We start from the raw sequence: 21,921 nt of genomic DNA, 5'->3' as shown, positions 1-21,921 counted from the left end.
CGTGGTCCTCTCAGGAAATCAGTTTTTCAAGTTCATCTGCTGATAAACGATTGAGAGCCTCCAAGGATTTAGCCAAAACATCATGAACGGGCTGCAAATCGGGTTGCAGGGCTTGTACGGCGTCGCTGAAAGCCGCCAGATCGGCACTGGCGAACAGGCTGGCCAACGGCACGTCGAAGCCCAGCAACTCGCGCAGACGCAGGGCCACCTGGGTGGCCAGCAACGAATGGCCGCCGAGTTCGAAGAAGTTGTCCGTCAGGCCGACCCGCTCCAGTTTCAAGACGTCGGCCCAGACCCCGGCGATCTGCTGTTGCAGTTCACTTTCAGGCGCCACATAGCTGTTTTGCAGCAGGCTGGCGTCCGGTTGTGGCAGGGCCTTGCGGTCAAGCTTGCCGTTGGCGGTCAGCGGCAGGCTGTCGAGCAGCAACAGGTGCGCCGGCACCATGTAATCCGGCAGGTTGTGCTTGAGCGCCTGGCGCAGGAGCTCACGCCACTGGCCCTGTTGGTCGAGTTCGACCGACTGATCGGCCACCAGATACGCCACCAGCTGCACGCCGCCGGCGCCTGGCTGATCCAGCACCACGGCCTGACGGATTTGCGGCAGTGCCAACAGTTGCGCCTCGATTTCACCCAGCTCGATCCGGAAACCACGGATCTTCACCTGATGGTCGATGCGCCCGGCGTACTCGATCCGGCCATCGGCGCGATAGCGCGCCAGGTCACCGGTGCGATACAGCCGCGCACCGTCGCCCCCGAACGGGTTGGGCACGAAACGCAAGGCGCTGAGGTCGGCACGCTTGAGATAACCGCGTGCCAGCCCGGCGCCGCTGACGTGCAACTCGCCGATGCAGCCCTTGGCCACCGGTTTCAGGTCGGCGTCGAGCACGTACCAGCCCAGGTCCGGGATCGGCTCGCCCAGCGGGCTGCCGGCGTCCTGTTCGAGATCGGCCAGGGTCAACGGACGGTAAGTCACATGAACCGTGGTTTCGGTGATGCCGTACATGTTGATCAGCTGTGGCGCGGTATCGCCGAAGCGTTCGAACCATGGGCGCAGGCTGCGTACTTCCAGCGCTTCACCGCCAAACACCACGTAACGCAACGACAGTTGCGGATCCTGGGGCGCGTCGCAAGCGACCTGCATCAGTTGCTTGAATGCCGACGGCGTCTGGTTGAGCACGGTGATGCGCTCACGGCACAGCAGCGCATGGAACTCCTGCGGTGAGCGGCTGACGCTGTGCGGCACGATCACCAGACGCCCGCCATGCAGCAGTGCGCCGAAGATTTCCCAGACCGAGAAGTCAAACGCGTAGGAGTGGAACAGCGTCCAGCGATCCTCGGCACCGAAGCTGAACCAAGGCTCTGTTGCCTCGAACAGGCGCAGCACGTTGTCGTGAGCCAGCAGCGTACCTTTCGGTTTGCCGGTGGAGCCCGAGGTGTAGATCACGTAAGCGAGGCTGGCGCTGTCGGCCCAGACCTGCGGGTCGGTTGCCAATTGATCCTGCCAGCGGCTGTCATCACCCAACAGCAGGGTTTCAACGCTCTCGGCAACCTCCAGGTGATCGAGCACACCCGGCTGCATCAGCAGCAGGGCAATGCCGCTGTCCTCGATCATGTACTGCAGACGTTCGGCCGGGTACTGCGGATCCAGCGGCAGGTAAGCCCCGCCAGCCTTGAGGATGGCGACCAGGCCGACGATCATTTCGATGGATCGCTCGGCAGCCAGACCCACCAGCACATCGGCACCGACACCCCGCGCGATCAGGGCATGAGCCAGACGGTTGGCACGGGCGTTGAGTTCGCCGTAGCTCAATTGCTCCTCGCCCAGACTCACGGCAATCGCCTGCGGTGCGCGACGCACCTGTGCTTCGATCAGCTGTGGCAGGGTGCGGGTTTGGGCAAAGGTGGCTGGCGCACGGTTCCAGTCGTGCAGCGTCGCCTGTTGTTGTGCGGCATCGAACAGGCTCAGATCGGCCAGCAGACGTTGCGCGGGCGAGTCGGCCATTTGCTGCAACAGGTGCTGCAAGTGGCCGGCGATCTGCTCGATCTGCGCAGCGCTGAAATGCTGCCGGGCATAGGCCAATTGCAACGACAGGCTGTCGCTCAGGTCCACCAGCACCGTCAACGGCAGGTTGGTCTGTTCCTGGCTGCGTGCCTGGTCGAAACGCAAGCCTTGCGGCGCACCGTTGTTCAACGCCTCCGACACCGGGTAGTTCTCGAACACCAGCAGGCTGTCGAACAAGCCTTCGCCGCGTTGCCCGGACCAGCGCTGAATGTCCGCCAGTGGCGTGTATTCGAATTCGCGCATGGCCAGGTTCAACGCCTGCACCGTTTGCAGCCACTCACCGAGGGATTGCTCGACACGCGGGGTGGCGATCACCGGCAAGGTGTTGATGAACAAACCGATCTGTTGCTCGACACCTGGCAGCTCGGCCGGACGCCCGGCGACCGTAGCGCCGAACGCCACGGTCGGTTGCCCGGTGTAACGCTGCAACAGCAACAACCAGGCGGCCTGCACCACGGTATTGAGGGTGACCTTGTGCTGACGGGCGAACGCCCCCAGACGTTGAGTCTGCTCACGGTCCAGCCAACGGGTCTGCTGGTCGTAACCGCTCTGCCCGGCGGTCGCCAGCGTATCGAGGCAGCTGCGGGCCAGGTGGGTCGGCTCATCCAGGTCGGCCAGACGCTCAGTCCAGAATCGCTCGCTGGCCTGACCGTCCTGACGCTGCAGCCAGCCAATGTAATCGCCATAACGGCCCACCGGCGCGGCCGGGGTTTCACCGGCGTAGCGCTGCATCACTTCGCCGAGCAACTGCGAGTTGCTCCAGCCGTCCATGAGAATGTGATGGCTGGTGTAGATCATCTCAAAGCGGTCATCGTCAGTGCGGACCAGCACCAGACGCAGCAGTGGCGCCTGCAACAGGTCGAAGCCTTGTTGCAGTTGCTCCTGTGCCAGCACGTCGAGCGCCCCCGTCAGGTCAGCGCGACCTCGCCAGTCATGCAGGCTGAACGGCAACTCGGCCTGACGCTGGACGATTTGCAGCGGCTGCTCCTGCTCGGAAATCCACACAAAACGCGTGCGCAGAATCCCATGGCGATCAACGGCGCCCTGCCAGGCCTGACGCAGACGCTCGGGATCGAGGCCTTCGACGCTGACGCGCATCTGGTTGATGTAATCCCCCGAACCCTGTTCGTACAGGCTGTGGAACAACATGCCCTGTTGCATCGGCGACAACGGGTAGATGTCTTCGACCTCGGCACCGGCGTCCGGCAAGGCATCGAGCTGTTGCTGGTCGAGCGGCGCCAACGGGAAGTCCGACGGCGTGACGCCGGCGTTCTGTGCAGCGCAGCAATGCTCGATCAGCGCCGCCAGTTCGATCGCGTACTCATCGGCCAGTCGCTGAATGGTGGCTTCATCGAACATCTCGCGGCTGAACGTCCAGCCCAGAGTCAACTCGCCCGCGTAAACCTGACCATTGAGTTCCAGCCAGTTGCCCAGTGGCGCCAACGGGCTCTGTTCGTCCCCGGCTTTTTCGCGGGCCGGGGCGAACAGCGCGCCGTCATCGAACTGGCGGTCGAATTGTCCGAGGTAGTTGAACGTGATGCGCGGTGTCGGCAGCGCCGCCAGCTCACGGCGGGTCGCTTCATCACCGAAGTAACGCAGCACGCCGAAGCCCAGGCCCTTGCCGGGAATCGCCCGCAACTGTTCCTTGATCTGCTTGATCGAACCGTCGACCGACGCAGTCGGGGTCAGGCGCACCGGGAACAGACTGGTGAACCAGCCGACGCTGCGACTCAGGTCAAGGTCGTCGAACAGGTCTTCACGACCGTGCCCTTCCAGCTGAATCAAGGTCGAAGCCTGCCCCGTCCAGCGACAGATGACTCGGGCCAGCGCGGTCATCAGCAAGTCATTGATCTGAGTGCGATACGCCGCCGGCGCCTGTTGCAGCAGTTGTCGGGTCAACGCTTGATCGAGGCGCGTCTGTACGGTGTGCGCATCGCGGTTTTGCAGACTGGCTTGCGGATTGATGCACGGCAGGTCGACCGGCGCATCGGCCAGTTGCGTACGCCACAGCTCAAGTTCACCCGCGAGTCGTGGCGCGTGCTGTTGCAAACGTTCTGCCCAGTGCTTGAAGGCGCTGGTCTTGGCCGGCAGAACCAGGGGCTTGCCGTCGATGCGCTGCTGATAAGCGCTTTGTAGATCTTCCAGCAGAATCCGCCAGGACACACCGTCCACCACCAGGTGGTGCACCGCCAGCAGCAAGCGTTGCGAACCATCGCCCACAGTCACCAGCAAGCCACGCAACAGCGGGCCTTGCGCCAGGTCGAAGCTGCGCTGCGCTGCCAGGCAGGCGGCCTGCAACTGTTGTTCATCGCTGACTGAAGCCTGCATCAGCAGGTTGTGCCGAACCGTTGTTGTGTGGTGATTCGCGGTCCAGCCGTCGGTGGTTTCAGTGAACGACAGGCGCAAGGCATCGTGATGCTCGACCAACGCTTGCAAGGCTTGTTCAAGTGCGTCGGCCTCGATGCTGATGGCCGGCTTGAGCATCACCGACTGGTTCCAGTGGTGACGCTCGGCAATGTCTGTCGCGAAGAACCACTGCTGGAACGGCAGCAGCGGCGTAGCGCCGCCGACCGGGCCCTGATCGATCTGCCCCGCGCCATCGCCCAGCGTCGCCACACTCGCCAGCGCCTGGACGGTCTGGTACTGGAACAAGTCTTTGGGGGTAAAGCGGATGCCGGCCTGACGGGCACGGGCCACCACCTGAATCGAAATGATCGAATCGCCACCCAGTTCAAAGAAGTTATCGCCCAGCCCGACTCGCGGCAGCTTCAGTACATCGGCCCACACCGCGGCAATGCGCTGCTCCAGCGCATTGCGCGGCGCGATGTATTCCGCCTTGCCCGCCCCCCATTCAGGTTTCGGCAGCGCCTTGCGGTCCAGCTTGCCATTGGGACTCAACGGCATCTGCGCAAGATTCAGCCACTGATTGGGCACCATGTACTCCGGCAGTCCGGCGTGCAGATGCCGCATCAGGGCGTCGCGCCAGTCCGCGCTTTCTTCGTTCAACACCACGTAAGCGGTCAGCAGCTTGCCGTCGATCACCAGCACCGCCGCTTCACGGACGTTGCCATGCTCCAGCAGACGCGCTTCGATTTCACCGAGCTCGATACGCAAGCCGCGCAGCTTGACCTGATGGTCGATCCGGCCAGCGTATTCGATCACGCCGTCGGCGCGGTAACGCGCCAGGTCACCGGTGCGGTAGATCCGCTCGCCATCGCCATAGGGGCTGACGGCAAAACGTTCGGCGGTCAGCGCCGGACGCTGGTGGTAACCCCGCGCCAGACCGACGCCCGCCAGGTACAACTCGCCGAGCACACCGGTCGGCACCGGTTCGAGGTTATCGTCAAGGATGTAGCAGCCGAGGTTGGCAATCGGCTGTCCGATCGGCACGCTGTCGCGGCCCTCCTCTACACACGTCCAGTGCGTGACGTCGATGGCGGCTTCCGTCGGGCCGTAAAGGTTATAAAGCCCGGCCGTTGGCAGTTTGGCGAAGACTTGCTGTTGCGCGTCCGCCGGCAGCGCTTCGCCGCTGCACACGATGCGTTGCAGGCTGGTGCACGTGGCAACGTCGGCGTCCTGCAGGAAGGCCTGCAACATCGACGGCACAAAGTGCAGCGTGGTGATGTGTTCGCGCTTGATCAACGCCACCAGTTTGGCTGGATCGCGGTGATCGCCCGGCGCTGCGACGACCAGCCGTGCGCCGGTCATCAGTGGCCAGAAGAACTCCCACACCGAAACGTCAAAGCTGAACGGCGTCTTCTGCAGCACGCTGTCGCCCGCTCCGATCTCATAGGCCTGTTGCATCCAGCACAGACGGTTGGTCAGGGCGACATGACGGTTGCCGGCACCTTTCGGTTTGCCGGTGGAGCCTGAGGTGTAAATCACATAGGCGAGGTTTTCCCCGGTGACCGCGACGTCCGGATTGTGGCTGGCGAAGCCCTCCAGCGATGCTTCAAGCAACAGGGTTTGCACCTGCCCGTTCAATGGCAAGGCATCGAGCAGATGCGCCTGGGTCAGCAACAGCTGCACGCCGCTGTCTTCGATCATGTAGGCCAGGCGATCCTGCGGGTATTCCGGGTCGAGCGGCACGTAGGCGCCTCCGGCCTTGAGCACGGCCAACAGACCGACGACCATTTCCATCGACCGTTCGGCAGCGATGCCGACCAGGCTTTCAGGTCCGACACCCAGCGCCATCAGCTTGTGTGCCAACCGGTTGGCGCGGGCATTGAGCTGCGCGTAGCTTAGGCATTCATCGGCGAACTTCAGCGCTGCGGCGTCCGGGGTGCGCAGGACCTGTGCCTCGATCATCTGCTGCACGCTCAGGTGTAACGGGTACTCGGTGGCGGTAGCGTTCCAGTCTTCGAGAATCCGTTGGCGTTCTTGCGCGGCGAGCATCGGCAACGCAGCGATCGATTGCTGCGGCGCTGCGACAATCGCCCGCAACAATGCCTGCCAGTGTTCGAACAGGCGCGCGATGGTTGCCGCTTCAAACAGGTCGCTGGCGTAGGTCAGGCTGACCATCAGCCCGGCGGCGGTTTCCGTGGTGTCCAGGGTCAAGTCGAACTGTGCGGTGGCGCTGTCCCACGGCAGGCCTTCGATGCGCAGATCCGCCACATCGGTGACCGGCGCGGCGTCACGCTGATGGTTGAACAGCACCTGGAACAACGGGCTGTGGCTGAGGCTGCGCTCCGGCGCCAGTGCTTCCACCAATTGCTCGAACGGCAGATCCTGATGCGCCTGGGCGCCCATTGCAGCCTGCCGGGTCTGCGCCAGCAGATCACGGAAACTCAGGTCGCCGGCAAACTGTGCGCGCATCACCTGGGTGTTGACGAAGAAGCCGATCAGGCCCTCGGTCTCGGCGCGGTTGCGGTTGGCAATCGGCACGCCGACGCGGATATCGTCCTGACCGCTGTAGCGGTGCAGCAGGGTCTGGAACGAGGCCAGCAAGAGCATGAACATCGTCACCCCCTCACGTCCGGCAAGCGCCTGCAACTGCGCGCTCAATGCAGATTCCAATGGCGCCTCCAGCCGCGCGCCACGGTAGCTCTGCACTGCCGGACGCGAATGGTCCAGCGGCAACTCCAGCACCGGTTGTTCGCCGCCAAGCTGGCCCACCCAATAATCGAGTTGACGCTGCCGCTCGCCCGCCTCCATCCACTGCCGTTGCCACTGCGCGAAATCGGCGTATTGCAGCGGCAGCGCGGCCAGTTCGAGCGGTTTTCCGGCGCGTTCTGCGGCATACATCGCCATCAGTTCGCGCACCATCACTTGCATCGACCAGCCGTCAGACACGATGTGGTGCTGGGTGATCACCAATACGTGATCATCCGCCGCCAACCGCAACAGACTGACGCGCAGCAGCGGCCCGTTCAGCAGATCGAACGGCTGGCGAATCTGCGCCTGCACCCAGCTCGAAAGATTGTCCTCGGCGTCGAGGCTGTGCTGTTCAATCGTCAATTGACCGTGCGCATGAACCACCTGCACAGTGCGCTCGTCGTCCTGGCGGAACGTGGTGCGCAACGGTTCGTGACGCGCCACCAGTTGATTGAAGCTGTTCTGCAACCCGACGATGTCCAGAGCACCGCGCAAGCGCAGCGCACTCGGCACGTGGTAAGCAGCACTGTCCGGCTCCAGCTGCCAGAGGAACCACTGCCGTTCCTGGGCATAAGACAACGCCAGTGCAGCACCGCGTTGCAGCGCCATCATCGGCACGCTTTCGCTGTGTTGCAGGGTGGCGCAGGCGGCGGCAAAGGCTTGCAGCGTCGGCTGCTCGAACAGGGTGCGCATCGGCACATCGAGTTTGAGCGTCTGGCGGACCCGGGAAATCACCTGGGTGGCCAGCAGCGAGTGACCGCCTCGCTCGAAGAAGTGATCGTTGAGCCCCACCGCGCCGGACTCCAGCACGGCTTCCCAGATCTGCGCCAGTTGCAGTTGCAGCAAGGTCTGCGGCGCAACATATGCGCACAGGTCCTGGCTCAGCTCGACTTTCGGCAGTGCGGTGCGATCAAGTTTGCCGTTGTTGTTCAACGGCAACGCGTCCAGCGACAGCAGGTGCGCCGGCACCATGTAATCAGGCAGCAGCTGTTGCAGCGAAGCCTTGAGCGAGTCCAGCCACTGCGCCTGCGCGGTCGCAGGTTCGGTTCCTGTCTCGGGCACCACATAAGCCACCAGTTGCGCGCCACCCGGGAAATCCTGCGCGATCACCGCAGCGGCGCGCACGCCCTCCTGTGCTTGCAGGCAGGCTTCGATTTCACCCATTTCAATGCGCAAGCCACGGATCTTCACCTGGTGGTCGATACGCCCGGCGTACTCCAGATCAGCGTTTTCGTTGTAACGCGCCAGGTCGCCACTGCGATACAGCCGCGCCCCCGGCTCGGTGGCAAACGGGTCTGGCAGGAAACGTTCGGCGGTGAGGGCCGGACGATCGAAATACTGCTGCGCCAGACAGGCACTCGCGCCAATGCACAACTCGCCGACGCCACCGGCAGGCAGCAATTGCCCGGCGCTGTCGAGCACGTACAACGCGCGGCCAGCAATGGCCCGGCCAATCGGAATGCCGAAGCTGTCGCTGGCATCGCTCAAGCGGCAGTCGTGAACGCTCGACACCACCGTCGCCTCGGTCGGCCCGTAGGTGTTGAGCAAGCGCACGTGGCTCAGTCCTGCTTCGTGCCACAGGCGCAGCCCTTCGACCGACATGGCTTCGCCGCCGACATGCACCTGACGCAACGCGCCCAGACCGGTGATGTTGCCGCCCGCGCATTCACGCGCCAGCAAGAACCAGTAGGCCGCCGGCAAGTCCGCCAGAGTCACGCCATGGTCGACGATCTCGTCCGCCAGTTGCACGACGTCCCAGAGTTCGTCGCCGCGCATGATCAGCGCCGCGCCGACACACAGCGGCGGGTAACACTGCTCGACAAAACCGTCGAAGCTGAAGGTCGCAAACTGCAGCACGCGATCATCGGCCGTGAGCGCCGAATACTCGGCACCGGTCTGGCAGAACTCGCGCAGCGCCGCGTGAGCAATCGCCACGCCTTTTGGCTGACCGGTGGAGCCCGAGGTGTAGATCACGTAGGCCAGGTCATCGGCCGTGGCGTGATTCAGCGGATCGCTGTCCGGATAAGCGCCCAGCGTCTGGATGATGTCGCCCAGGTGCAAATACTCCAGGCCAGCCGCAAGCGGCACGTCTTGCAGGAGAGCGGATTCATCGAGCAGCAGATCGACACGGCTGTCTTCGATCATGTAGGCCAGGCGCTGGGCCGGGTAGTTGGCATCAAGCGGCACGTACGCGGCGCCCGTCTTCAGCACTGCCAGCAGGCTGACGATCATTTGCGGGCCACGACGCAGCGCCAGGCCGACACGCTTGCCCGGCGCCGCACCGCTGGCCAGCAAACGGTGGGCGAGGCGATTCGCCTGGCGGTTCAGTTCGTCATAGCTCAGGCGCTGTTCACCGCACTGCACGGCCAGCGCCTGCGGTGTGGCTTTGGCCTGCGCGGCAATGCGTTCGTGCACCAGACCTGCATGCTGCAACTGCAACGCTGGCGGCTGACAGTGGGCGAGCATGGCGCGCGTGGTGGCGTCATCGAGCAGCGTCAGGTTGCCCAGGCAGCCTGTGGCATTGCTGATCAGTTGCTCAAGCAAGTGGCGCAGGTTGGCGCAGAGCCTGTGCACCTGGGCGGCGCTGAATCGTGCAGCGTCGTAGCTCATCTCCAGGCTCAGCGTGGCACCGAGTTCGATACCCAGCGTCAGCGGATAGTGGGTGCGTTCGTGGTTGTGCAGGTTGCCGAAAGTCAACCCGGCCGGAGCACCTTGTTTCAGCGCCTCGGCGACCGGGAAGTTTTCGAACACCAGCAGGCTGTCGAACAGCGCCGAGCCCTGATGCCCTGCCCAACCCTGAATGTCGTACAGCGGCACATGCTCGAACTCACGCAGGGCCAGGTTCTGCGCCTGCAGATCAGCCAGCCACTGGCCGACGCGGTGACCCGGGCGCGGGTTGCACACCAGCGGCAGGGTGTTGATGAACAGCCCCAGTTGCTGCTCGATGCCCGGCAGAGGCGCCGAACGACCGGCCACTGTGGCGCCGAACGCTACGCAGTCCTGACCGGTGTAGCGTTGCAGCAGCAGGCTCCAGGCCGCTTGCAACAACGTGTTGAGGGTGACTTTCTGCTGACGGGCGAACTCGCCCAGACGCCGTGTTGCGGCTTCGTCGAGCACCTCGCGATGTTCGTCTGTGCCGTGGCCGCCCACGGGTGGACGCAGGGTGTCGGCAAGCAGCGTCGGCGCCTGCAACGGGGCCAGCGCAGCATTCCAGAACGCCTTGCCGGCGCCCGCCGACTGCTGCTGCAACCAGCCCATGTAATCGCGGTAATGCCCGACCGGCGCCGGCAGTGAGCGCCCGGCGGCGTAGTGGGAAATCACTTCGCCGAGCAACTGCGCATTACTCCAGCCGTCCATCAGGATGTGATGGCTGGTGTAGATCAAGTGCCAATGATCGGCGCCGGCGCGCACCAGTTTCAGGCGCAGCAACGGCGCGCAGTCGAGTTCGAAACCCTGCGCCCGCTCGGTCTCGGCCAGCGCATCGGTGTCAGTGTTGTCCAGTATCTGCAGCGGCAGTTGCACCTCGCGGCTGATCACCTGATGGGCGCTGTCCAGGCCTTGCCAGTGGAAGCTGCTGCGCAGCACATCATGACGCGCCAGCGCCGCTTGCCAGGCACTGGCAAAACGCTGCGGATCAAGGCCCTGGATGTCCAGACGCATCTGGCTGATATAGGCCTCGGCCTGCGGTTCGTACAAGGTGTGGAACAACATGCCCTGCTGCATCGGCGACAGCGGATAGACATCTTCGATGACAGCGGCGGCGACCGGCAATGCATCCAGTTGCGCCTGGCTGAGGCGTGCCAACGGGAAGTCCGATGGCGTCGCTTGCGCGGTGTCGAGGGTGCAGCAGTGCTCGATCAGTGCCGTCAGTTCGGCGGCGTAGCGATCAGCCAGCCTTTGCACGGTGGCACTGTCGAACATCTGCGAACTGAAGCCCCAAATCAGGCTCAATTCGCCGCCATAAACCTGGCCTTCGATCGTCAACCAGTTATCCAGCGGCGCCTGTGAATCCTGGGCGACACCGCCGGACTCGGTGGATGGCACCAGCAACGCCTGCTCATCGAACTGCCGGTCGAATTGCCCCAGATAGTTGAAGGTAATGCGCGGCGGCGGCAGCAACGCCAGCTCTTCACGCACCGACGGCGCTGCCAGATAACGCAGCACGCCGTAACCCAGACCTTTGTCCGGCACCGCACGCAGTTGTTCTTTGATCGCCTTGATCGAACCGTCGAGATCCTCGCTCGCCACCAGATTGACGGCGAACAGGCTGGTGAACCAGCCGATGCTGCGCGTCAGGTCGATGTCGTCGAACAGGTCTTCACGGCCATGGCCTTCGAGTTGAATCAAGGTGCCCGACTGACCGCTCCAGCCACTGATGGTGCGCGCCAGTGCCGTCAGCAGCAGATCGTTGACCTGCGTGCGATACGCCGCCGGCGCCTGTTGCAGCAACTGGCGCGTGCGCTCGGCGTCCAGACGCCATTCGATCTTTTCCCCGAAGCGGTTTTGCAGGCTGCCTTCAGGGCGCTCGCACGGCAGATCCCGTGCGTCGTGGTGCTGGGCTTTCCAGTAAGCCAGTTGATCGTCGAAGCGCGAAGCCTCGGTGCTCAGGCGCGCCGTCCAGCTCTGGAACGCGCTGGTTTTGGCCGGCAATTGCACGCCACCGCCCGCCGCCAGCTGTTCGTAGGCTTGCTGCAGATCTTCCAGCAACACGCGCCACGACACGCCGTCCACCACCAGGTGATGGAGGATCAGCGACAGGCGCTGACTGCCATCGGCCATGGTCACCAACACGGCACGCAACAACGGCCCGTTGACCAGATCAAGACTGCGCTGGGCATCGTCGCAATGGGCGGTCAGTTGCTCGGTCGTCTCGGCCGTGCGCAGCCACAGATCAGCGCGTTCGACCTGTGCGGCGTACGCTTGCTGCCAGCCTTCCGCGCCCTCGACAAAACGCAGGCGCAAGGCATCGTGATGATTGATCACATGGGTCAATGCGGCATCGAGCCACTGCGCATTCAGCGCCTCGCGCGGGGTCAGCAACAGGGACTGGTTCCAATGTTCACGCCGAGGCATCACCCGGCTGAAGAACTGCTGCTGGATCGGCCCCAACAAGGCCTCGCCCGTGGCCGGCGCCTGATCCACCGAACTGTGGCTGTCGAGGATCGCGACCAGCGCCAGACTGCGCACAGTCTGATACTGGAACAGATCGCGCGGGCTGATACGGATCCCGGCCTGCCGCGCGCGGCTGACCACTTGAATCGAAATGATCGAATCGCCGCCCAGCTCGAAAAAGTTGTCCTCCAGCCCCACGCGTTGCAAACCGAGCACGTCTTCCCAGATCGCCGCCAGGGCTTTTTGCATGGCATCCTGCGGCGCGACAAAAGCTTGCTGCGGCGCGGCATCCGGCTGCGGCAAGGCTTTGCGATCGAGCTTGCCGTTGGCGGTGACCGGCAATTTGGCCAGCGTCATCAGGTAGGTCGGCACCATGAATTCCGGCAGGCTGCCGAGCAGCCACGCCTTGACGTCCTGTTGCCATTGTTCGTCTGCCTGAGCAGTTTCCAGCACCAGATAGCCGACCAGATGTTTGCCGCCCTGCACCAGCACCACGGCTTCACGCACCAGCGGATGCTGCATCAGGCGGGTTTCGATTTCACCCAGCTCGATACGCAAGCCACGCAGCTTGACCTGATGATCGAGACGCCCGAGGTATTCGATGACGCCGTCGGCACGTTGGCGTACCCGGTCACCGGTGCGGTACAGACGCGCACCTTCGTGGAACGGGCACGGGACAAAACGCTCGGCGGTCAGCGCCGGGCGCTGGTGATAACTGCGCGCCAACCCTGCTCCGCCCAGGTACAGCTCACCCGCCACGCCGCTCGGCACCGGCATCAGTTCGGCGTCGAGCACATGGGTGCGCAGGTTGGCGATCGGCCGTCCGATCGGCACGCTGTCGGCACCTTCGTCGACACAGGTCCAGTGGGTGACGTCGATGGCCGCTTCGGTCGGGCCATACAGGTTATAGAGCCCGGCGTTCGGCAGCTTGGCAAACACCTGCAGTTGCGCGTCCAGCGGCAGTGCCTCGCCGCTGCAGACAATGCGTTTGAGGCCGACACAGGCCTCGACGCCCGGCTCATGAATGAACGCCTGCAACATCGACGGGACAAAGTGCAACGTGCTGATGCCGTAGTGGTTGATGGTCTCGATCAACAGCGATGGATCGCGGTGCGCGCCCGGCGCTGCCACGACCAGTCGGGCGCCGGTCAGCAGCGGCCAGAAAAACTCCCAGACCGACACGTCAAAACTGAACGGTGTCTTCTGCAGCACCGAATCGCTGGCATCCAGCCGGTAAGCCTCCTGCATCCAGCACAAACGGTTGACCAGCGCCGCATGACTGTTGCCGGCGCCTTTCGGTTTACCGGTGGAGCCGGAGGTGTAAATCACGTACGCAAGGTTCTGCGGATCGATGACCGCCTCGACACGGCCTTCGCTGTAGCGATCCAGCCATTCGGCTTCCTGATCAAGCGTAATAACGTTCACCCCGGCCGTTGGCAGCGACGCCAGCAACGCGCTCTGGGTCAGCAGCAAGGTAATGCCGCTGTCCTCGATCATGTAGGCCAGGCGCTCTTGCGGGTACTCCGGATCCAGCGGCACATAGGCGCCGCCGGCCTTGAGAATCGCCAAAAGGCCAATGACCATTTCCAGCGAACGCTCGACACAGATCCCCACCAGGCTGTCGGCCCGCACGCCTTGCTCACGCAGCAGATGGGCCAGTTGGTTGGCCCGCGCGTCGAGTTGCACGTAGCTCAGGGTTTGTTCGCCGAACACCAGCGCCGGTGCATCCGGGGTGCGGGTCACCTGGGCTTCGATCAATTGATGAATGGGTTGCTCGGTGGGATAAACCGCTGTTGCACCGTTCCAGGCATGCACCAGCGTGTACTGCTCATCCGCGTCCAGCAACGGCAGCTCGCCAATGCGTTGCGCAGGATCAGCGACCATGGCCTTGAGCAGACGCAACCAGTGGCGCGCCATGCGTTCGATGGTCGGCGCGTCGAACAGGTCGCTGGCGTAAGTCAGTGCGGCGTGCAGCTTGCCGCCCTTCTCGTAGGTGTCGAGTGTCAAGTCAAACTGAGTGGTGCGGCTTTGCCAGTCGAGGCTGTCGAGCACCAGGCCCGAGGCTGTGCCCAGGGCGGCGATATCGGCCACCTGCGGCTGGTGGTTGTACATCACCTGGAACAGCGGCGTGTGACTGAGGCTGCGCTCCAGTTTCAGTGCTTCGACCAGTTGCTCGAACGGCAGATCCTGATGCGCCTGGGCGCCGAGCGCCGTCTCTTTGACCGCCTGCAGCAACGCATCGACGCGCGTCTGGCCATCGACTTTTGTGCGCAGCACCTGGGTGTTGACGAAGAAACCGATCAGACCTTCGATCTCGGCGCGATTGCGGTTGGCAATCGGCACGCCGACACGGATATCGGTCTGCCCGGTGTAACGGTGCAGCAGCGCATTGAACGCGCCAAGCAACAACATGAACAACGTGACCTGATGTTGTTGCGCGGTGGCGCGCAGCTGGTCGGCCAACTGGCCGTCGACGGCAAACTCATGGCGCGTGCCGCGATAGCTCGGCATGGCCGGACGCGAATGGTCCAGCGGCAGTTCCAGCACGGGATGCTCATCACCCAGTTGCGCCTGCCAATACTCCAGTTGCCGCGCTTGCTCGCCGGCCTCCAGCCAGCGACGCTGCCACAGGGCGTAATCGCTGTACTGAACCGGCAGGGCTGCCAGCGCCGGTGGCTGGCCGGCGTCAAAGGCGTCATAGCACCGGATGAATTCGTCGATCAGCACGTTCATCGACCAGCCATCGGAAACGATGTGGTGCAGGGTCAGCAGCAAGACGTGCTCCTGCTCGGCGAGCTTGAGCAAGGTGACTCGCAACAACGGCCCGACCGCCAGATCGAACGGCAACACCGATTGCTGCTCGGCGGCACGAACAACCGCTTCCTCGCGTTCGGTGGCCGGCAGCGCAGTGAAATCTTCATGATGGATGTTCAAGGTCGCCGGGGCCGGCACTTGCAGCAGGCTGTCATCCGCCTGGCGCTGGAACACCGTGCGCAAGGTTTCATGTCGCGCCACCAGCGCAGCAAAGGCCTGCTCCAGCGCTGACAGATTCAGCCGCCCGGTCAGGCGTACCGCGCCCGGCAAGTTGTAGGCGCCGCTGTGCGGATCCAGTTGCCAGAGAAACCACATCCGTTGCTGCGCGTAAGACAACGCCTGGCGATCGTCGGCCTCGATCCCGGCGGGAATCGGGAAACGGGCGAAATCCACGCCCTCCTTTTGCAGGGCCGCGAGGAACATCTGGCGCTTTTCCAGGGGCAACCCGATAAACCGGCGAGCAAGTTTCAAGGAGTCTTCAGCATTCATTTCTTAGCATCCGGATCAGTAGGCAGGAAGCACAAAGGCACGTCGTCCCTATAAAACGAATGCACATCGGAAAAATTAGCGAATGAGAAGAACTATCAGGAGGGAAGCAGGCGGGAATTTTCAGACGGACAGGAAACCCTGTGGGCGCGATCAGCTCGCTCACACAGGGTTTCCCGTTGTTCAGGCAATGGCGGGTATTGAGTGCCGGCGATGGTGTACGTCGAGCTGATCCTTGATGACCTTCAGCACCTTGGCCTCGTGTTCATGGATGAAGAAATGACCGCCAGCAAGCATGTCCACGGAGAAACTGCCGAGGGTTTCCTTGCTCCAGCCGATCAATTGCTCGGTGGTCGCGCGGTCGGTCGTACCACCCAGCACATGCACCGGGCATTTGAGCAGCGGACGCTGGATCGGCTGAAAACGTCCGCACAACAGAAAGTCGGCACGCAGCACCGGCAGGGTCAGGCTCATCAATTCGGCATTGGCGAGAATTTCCTCGCTGGTGCCATTCAAGGTGCGTAACTGCTCGATCAGTTCGGCATCGCTTTTCGGTTCGGCAAAGCCGCGGTCATATTCACTGCGCAGCGTCGGCGCCGCCGTGCCGGAGGCGAACAGCGCAACCGGCTCCGGCAACCCCAGAGCGCGCAAGGCATGGGCCAGTTCGCAGGCCAGCAGCGCGCCAAGGCTGTGGCCGAAAATGGCATAAGGCGCACGCAGGGTCGTTTGCAGTTCGCTGGCCAACTGACGGGCCAGCGCCCGCATGTCGGTTTGCAGCGCTTCGCCAAAACGTGCGCCGCGACCCGGTAGCTCTACCGGCTGCAGCGTCAGCCACTGCGGCAATTTGCGGCGCCAGCGGCTGTAGACCATGGCACTGGCGCCCGAATAAGGAAGGCACAGCAATGTCAGCTGAGTCACCCGGCTTACCTCGAAAAGTTGTCTGTATAAAAGAACGAAGGCGGCCCTGCAGAAATTAGCCCGCGCGCGTCTATCCAGTCATTTCAAGTGGCGGAAACTCTGCACCGCCGAGCCCAGCACCACCGCCCCGGCGGCAATCGCCAGCCAGAAGCCGCTGCGCGCACCGAACGCATCCACCAGTGCGCCGGAACCGGCGGCGCCGATGGCCACACCGATGCTCAAACCGGTCACCAGCCAGGTCAGGCCTTCGGTGAGTTTGGCCGGCGGCACGATGCGCTCGATCAACGCCATCGCCACGATCAGGGTCGGCGAGAAGAACAGCCCGGCGATGAACACCGCGACAGCCAACCCGAAAATGTTGTTCGCCAGCAACAACGGCAAAGTGGTCACCGCCGTCGCGATCCCGCCATACAGAAACAACCTGGGCAACGGCAGTTTCGAGCGCATCGCACCGAAGGCGATACCGGCCAGACAGGAACCGATGGCATACACCGAGAGCACGATGCTGGCCGCCGCCGGCTGCCCCTGCTGCTGGGCGAACGCGACGCTGACCACATCCACCACGCCGACGATCACGCCCATGGCAAGCATCAACGCCAGCAGCCATTGCACGTCGGTTGAACGAATGATCGAACCCTGATGCTGGGATTCGTGCGGATGCACCGGCGGCTCGGTGCTGCGCTGGGCGACGAACGCCGTGACGCCGATGGCCAGCATCAACAACGCCGCCAACGGTCCGGCCTCGGGAAACACACCGACGCACAAGCCTACCGACAGCGGCGGGCCGACGATAAAGCAGACTTCGTCGAGCACCGACTCCAACGCATAAGCGGTCTGCAATTGCGGCTGGCCGCGATAGATTTCGGTCCAGCGCGCCCGCGCCATCGCCGACATGCTCGGCATGCAACCGGCCAGTGCGGCGCAGACAAACAGGGTCCAGGTCGGTGCCTGCAAACGGGTGCACAACAGCAACATCAACAACGCGCCTCCGCCGATCAGCGCCGCCACCGGCAGCACCCTCCCCTGACCGAAGCGGTCCACCAGCCGTGACACCTGCGGCGCACAAAACGCCGTGGCCAGCGCAAACGTCGCCGCCACCCCACCCGCCAGTGCGTAGCCGCCGGTCAATTGCGAGAGCATGGTGATCACACCGATACCGGTCATGGAAATCGGCATGCGCGCGATCATCGCCGCCATCACAAAAGCCCGGGCGCCGGGGGCGTTGAACAGTTCGCGGTAAGGGTTTGCCATCGGATGCAGCCTCATCAGGGGCGGCCAAGTTGCCACAAAGCCTGACAGCCGGGGAAGCGCGCAATTGTTGGTGGAGTGTGAAGTCCCTGTGGCGTGCAGGGCCAATCGCTGCAGCATAAAGCTGTCGATGATTTCATGTACGCGGATGAACTCTCGCCGCCGCCCATCAGTCAGCTAAGTAAGCCCTCAACCCAAGGCGCGACCCTGCATGCAGATTTCCCTCGCCCGCCAAGTGGCTCTTGTCACCGGCGCCAGTTCCGGCATCGGCCACGGTGCCGCCAAAGCCCTGGCCGACGCCGGTGCTGCCGTGGTCATCAACTACAACCGTCAGGCCGAGCCCGCCGAAGCGCTGGCCCGGCAGATCGTCGCCGACGGTGGCCAGGCCATCGCCATTGGCGCCGACGTTTCGAAGGAGGAAGACGTTGAGCGGCTGTTCCAGCAGACCCTCGACGCCTTCGGCACACTGGACATTCTGGTGGCCAATTCCGGCCTGCAAAAAGACGCGGCGGCGGTGGATCTGTCGCTGGCCGACTGGAACGCGGTGATCGGCGTCAATCTCACCGGCCAGTTCCTCTGCGCCCGCGCCGCACTGCGGATCTTCAATCGCCAGGGCGTGCGCGAAGGCGTCTCCCGGGCTGCCGGCAAGATCATCCACATGAGTTCGGTGCACCAGCGCATTCCCTGGGCCGGGCACGTCAATTACGCAGCGTCCAAGGGCGGCGTCGATCAGTTGATGCAGACCCTGGCCCAGGAAGTCAGCCACCAGCGCATCCGCATCAACGGCATCGCGCCGGGGGCGATTCGCACGGCCATCAATAAAGACGCCACCGAAGGCGACGCCGAGCAGGACCTGCTCAAACTCATCCCCTACGGACGCATCGGCGATGTCGAGGACGTGGCCAACGCGGTGGTGTTTCTCGCCTCCGATGCCTCCGACTACATCGTCGGCACCACCCTGTTCATCGACGGCGGCATGAGCCTCTATCCGGAGTTCCGTGGCAATGGCTGAGCATCAATCCGAACGACAAAGCCCCATCGACGCCCACGGCATCATTGGCGACCTGCGCAGCGCCGCGCTGGTCAATGACAAGGGCAGCGTGGATTTCTTCTGCTGGCCGGAGTTCGACAGCCCGTCGATCTTCTGCTCGCTGCTGGACACGCCCGACGCGGGGATTTTCCAACTCGCCCCGGACCTGCCCGATGCCCGGCGCGAGCAGATCTACCTGCCGGACACCAACGTCCTGCAAACCCGCTGGCTCAGCGACCACGCCGTGGTGGAAATCACCGATCTGCTGCCCATCGGCGACAACGACGATGCCTTGCCGCTGTTGATGCGCCGGGTGCGGGTGGTCAGCGGGCAGGCGACGTTTCACCTGCGCTGCGCAGTGCGGCATGACTACGCCCGCGCTGAGACCCGCACCGTCATCGATAAACAGGATGTGCTGTTCAGCGCCAGCGGGCAGCCGACACTGCGGCTGGCCTCGGATCAAGCCCTGAACGTCGATAACAATGCGGCGGCTGCGCAATTCACCCTCAAGCAGGATCAGACGGCGGCGTTCATGCTCGGCGCCAGCGACGATCCGCGCTTTGCCGAAGGCGCCGCGCAGCTGTGCATCGAACGCACGCTGAAGTTCTGGCGCGACTGGATCGGCCAGTCCAACTATCGCGGTCGCTGGCGGGAAATGGTCAATCGCTCGGCCCTGGCCCTGAAGCTGCTGACCTCGCGCCAGCACGGCGCAATCCTCGCTGCCGCCACCTTCGGTCTGCCGGAAACACCCGGCGGCGAACGCAACTGGGACTATCGCTACACCTGGATCCGCGACGCCTCGTTCACCGTCTACGCCTTCATGCGCCTGGGGTTTGTCGACGAAGCCAACGCCTACATGCGCTGGCTGCGCGGGCGGGTCAGCGACTGCTGCGGCCAGTCATCGATGAAGCTGAACATCCTCTACGCCATCGACGGCCGCCAGGAACTGCCGGAAACCGAACTCACGCATTTGGCCGGGCATGGCGGCGCGAAACCGGTGCGCATCGGCAATGGCGCGTACAACCAGATTCAACTGGATATCTTCGGCGAACTGATGGACGCCGTTTATCTGGTCAACAAATACGGCGACGCGATTTCCCACGAAGGCTGGCAACACGTGATGGAAGTGGTCGATCAGGTCTGTGAGACCTGGCAGACCAAGGACGTAGGCATCTGGGAAATGCGCGGTGAGCAACATCACTTCCTGCACTCGCGACTGATGTGCTGGGTGGCGCTGGACCGGGCGATCCGCCTGGCCTCAAAACGCTCGCTGCCGGCGCCGTTCGCCCGCTGGGACCAGACCCGTCAGGCGATCCATGCCGACATCTGGGACAACTTCTGGAACGAAGAGCGCGGACATTTCGTGCAATACCAGGGCGGCACCGCACTGGATGGCTCGATGTTGCTGATGCCGTTGGTGCGCTTCGTCAGCGCCAAGGATCCGAAATGGCTGGCGACGCTGGAAGCCATCGAGAAACATCTGGTGCGCGACGGCATGGTTTACCGCTACCGCAACGACGATGCCGGCATCGACGGTTTGTCCGGCACTGAAGGCGCCTTCGCCGCGTGCTCGTTCTGGTACGTGGAATGCCTGGCCCGCGCCGGGCAAGTGGAAAAGGCCCACCTGGAATTCGAGCAACTGCTGCGCTACGCCAATCCGCTGGGGTTGTACGCCGAGGAATTCGACAACCGCGGCCGGCATCTGGGCAACACGCCTCAGGCGTTGACGCATCTGGCGCTGATCAGCGCGGCGAGTTTTCTCGATCGCAAGTTGAGTGGGGAGAAGAATTACTGGCAGCCGTAGTCGTCCTTTTTCGATAGAGCCTGTAAGAAAGATCTCCACTCCAACCGCCGTTTGTAGGATGGCCACCTACGAACGGCAAACACCCCTGAGCCTTTCACTACAAGGGCTTGCCCACACAATCGATTCCTTTCGATACAACTTGTTGATGGCACGACCTACAACAACCTGCCAACCCCGTGTAACGCTTGGCCCGCAACTCGCACTTACACCCCGAAATACCTTGTTGCCAGCTGTTACATCCCCCCCTACCATCCACCGCAACGGGCACAGCGGAGCTGTCCAATAAAAACCCGATTCAAGGAACCAGAATGAGCCAACGCATCCACCGCCAGATCGATACCCCACTGCGCACCGGCCTCAAGCGCGACGAACTGTGGGAAGCCGCCGACAAAGGCCTGATCAAATGCTGGGAAATCGGCCGCCAGCGCGCCACCCGCTTCCCCGACCTCGCTCAACGCTGCAGCGCCGATGAATTACCGGTGCTGGGCTGGAAAGGTGGCGTGAGCCGCAGCCTGAAGAAGAATGAAAAGTACGGATCACTGAAATACCTCGCCCAATGGCAGGGATTGCGTGGGGAAGATCTGGATATTGATCTGGGCGCCGAGCGGGTCATGACCTGCTCGCGGACGAAAATGGTGGTGACGTTTACCCCGGATCGGAGCAAGTATCTCAATCAGGTGGCGGAAGCCGAAGCTTAAGGAGAAGCGCAATGGTCGATCTGCATCAGGAGTTTCAGAACAGCAGTTTCTTTCATCAAGCCCGAATCGACCGTCGCTCCGTCGACGCGCTGACTGGAATCGCCGTCGGGCTTGCAGCAGACGGCAAGATCAATCAGCAGGAAGCCGAATTTCTCAAGAACTGGATCGAATCGCACTTGATCCATCTGAATGATCCGGTCGTCAACATCCTTTATAAGCGTCTCGCCGACATGCTGAGTGACGGCGTTCTTGATGCAGAAGAGTCGGTCGAGTTGCTGGAAATGCTTCACCAGTTCGCAGGTCTTCCAGTCGGCGCACAGCAACCCTTCGTTGCCTCAACCTCTCTGCCTCTGGACAACCCTGCTCCGGCATTGAGCTGTGCTGATCGTGTCTTTCTCTTCACCGGTGTCATGGCCTACGGCCCCCGCAAGGACTGTGAGGCGTTGATTGTCGAGCGAGGTGGATTGATCGGTGGTTCTGTCAGCAAAAAGATTCATTATCTGGTGGTAGGCAGCATCGGTAATGATCAATGGCTTCACAGCAGCTATGGCACCAAGATCAAGAAAGCAGTTGAGCTTCGCGACAGCGGCGTGCCGATTGCCATCATCAGCGAAGACCATTGGCAGAAGGTGTTATTCGGATAACGGGAGAGAGA

General features: G+C 63.0%; 7 protein-coding genes. 4 read left to right on the top strand and 3 right to left on the bottom strand.

Going from position 1 to position 21,921, the window contains the following annotated elements; translation table 11 throughout:
* Window positions 1-10: 10 nt before the first annotated feature.
* From K3819_RS09765 to K3819_RS09755, 3 genes are all read right to left on the bottom strand, one after another.
* A complete protein-coding gene (locus K3819_RS09765; RefSeq protein ID WP_221399124.1) occupies window positions 11-15,571 on the bottom strand; it encodes a non-ribosomal peptide synthetase in 15,561 nt (5,186 codons plus the stop codon).
* Window positions 15,572-15,751: 180 nt separating this feature from the next.
* On the bottom strand, window positions 15,752-16,486 hold the full coding sequence (locus K3819_RS09760) for a thioesterase II family protein (RefSeq protein ID WP_085612877.1): 735 nt from the start codon (window positions 16,484-16,486) through the stop codon (window positions 15,752-15,754).
* Between the two features lie 78 nt (window positions 16,487-16,564).
* Window positions 16,565-17,737 carry an MFS transporter gene (locus K3819_RS09755; RefSeq protein WP_221399123.1) on the bottom strand — a complete coding sequence of 391 codons (1,173 nt, stop codon included), beginning with the start codon at window positions 17,735-17,737 and terminating at the stop codon, window positions 16,565-16,567.
* A 208-nt stretch (window positions 17,738-17,945) separates the two neighbouring features.
* On the opposite strand from K3819_RS09755, the gene K3819_RS09750 reads away from it, so the two are divergent.
* From K3819_RS09750 to K3819_RS09735, 4 genes are all read left to right on the top strand, one after another.
* Complete coding sequence (locus K3819_RS09750; RefSeq protein ID WP_085612881.1) at window positions 17,946-18,746, top strand: glucose 1-dehydrogenase; 801 nt, start codon at window positions 17,946-17,948, stop codon at window positions 18,744-18,746.
* Window positions 18,739-20,568 (top strand): glycoside hydrolase family 15 protein, encoded by a 1,830-nt coding sequence (locus tag K3819_RS09745; protein ID WP_221399122.1) that lies wholly within the window; start codon window positions 18,739-18,741, stop codon window positions 20,566-20,568. The genes K3819_RS09750 and K3819_RS09745 overlap by 8 nt, the downstream gene beginning before the upstream one ends.
* Before the next feature lie 308 nt (window positions 20,569-20,876).
* Window positions 20,877-21,266, top strand: coding sequence for a hypothetical protein (locus K3819_RS09740; protein ID WP_221399121.1), 390 nt, complete (start codon window positions 20,877-20,879; stop codon window positions 21,264-21,266).
* An 11-nt stretch (window positions 21,267-21,277) separates the two neighbouring features.
* A complete protein-coding gene (locus K3819_RS09735) occupies window positions 21,278-21,910 on the top strand; it encodes a BRCT domain-containing protein (protein WP_085612886.1) in 633 nt (210 codons plus the stop codon).
* Window positions 21,911-21,921: the final 11 nt, after the last annotated feature.

This window comes from Pseudomonas sp. 3-2 (assembly GCF_019710535.1).
Lineage (GTDB): Bacteria > Pseudomonadota > Gammaproteobacteria > Pseudomonadales > Pseudomonadaceae > Aquipseudomonas > Aquipseudomonas pharyngis.
This window is presented reverse-complemented; position numbering and strand designations above follow the sequence as displayed.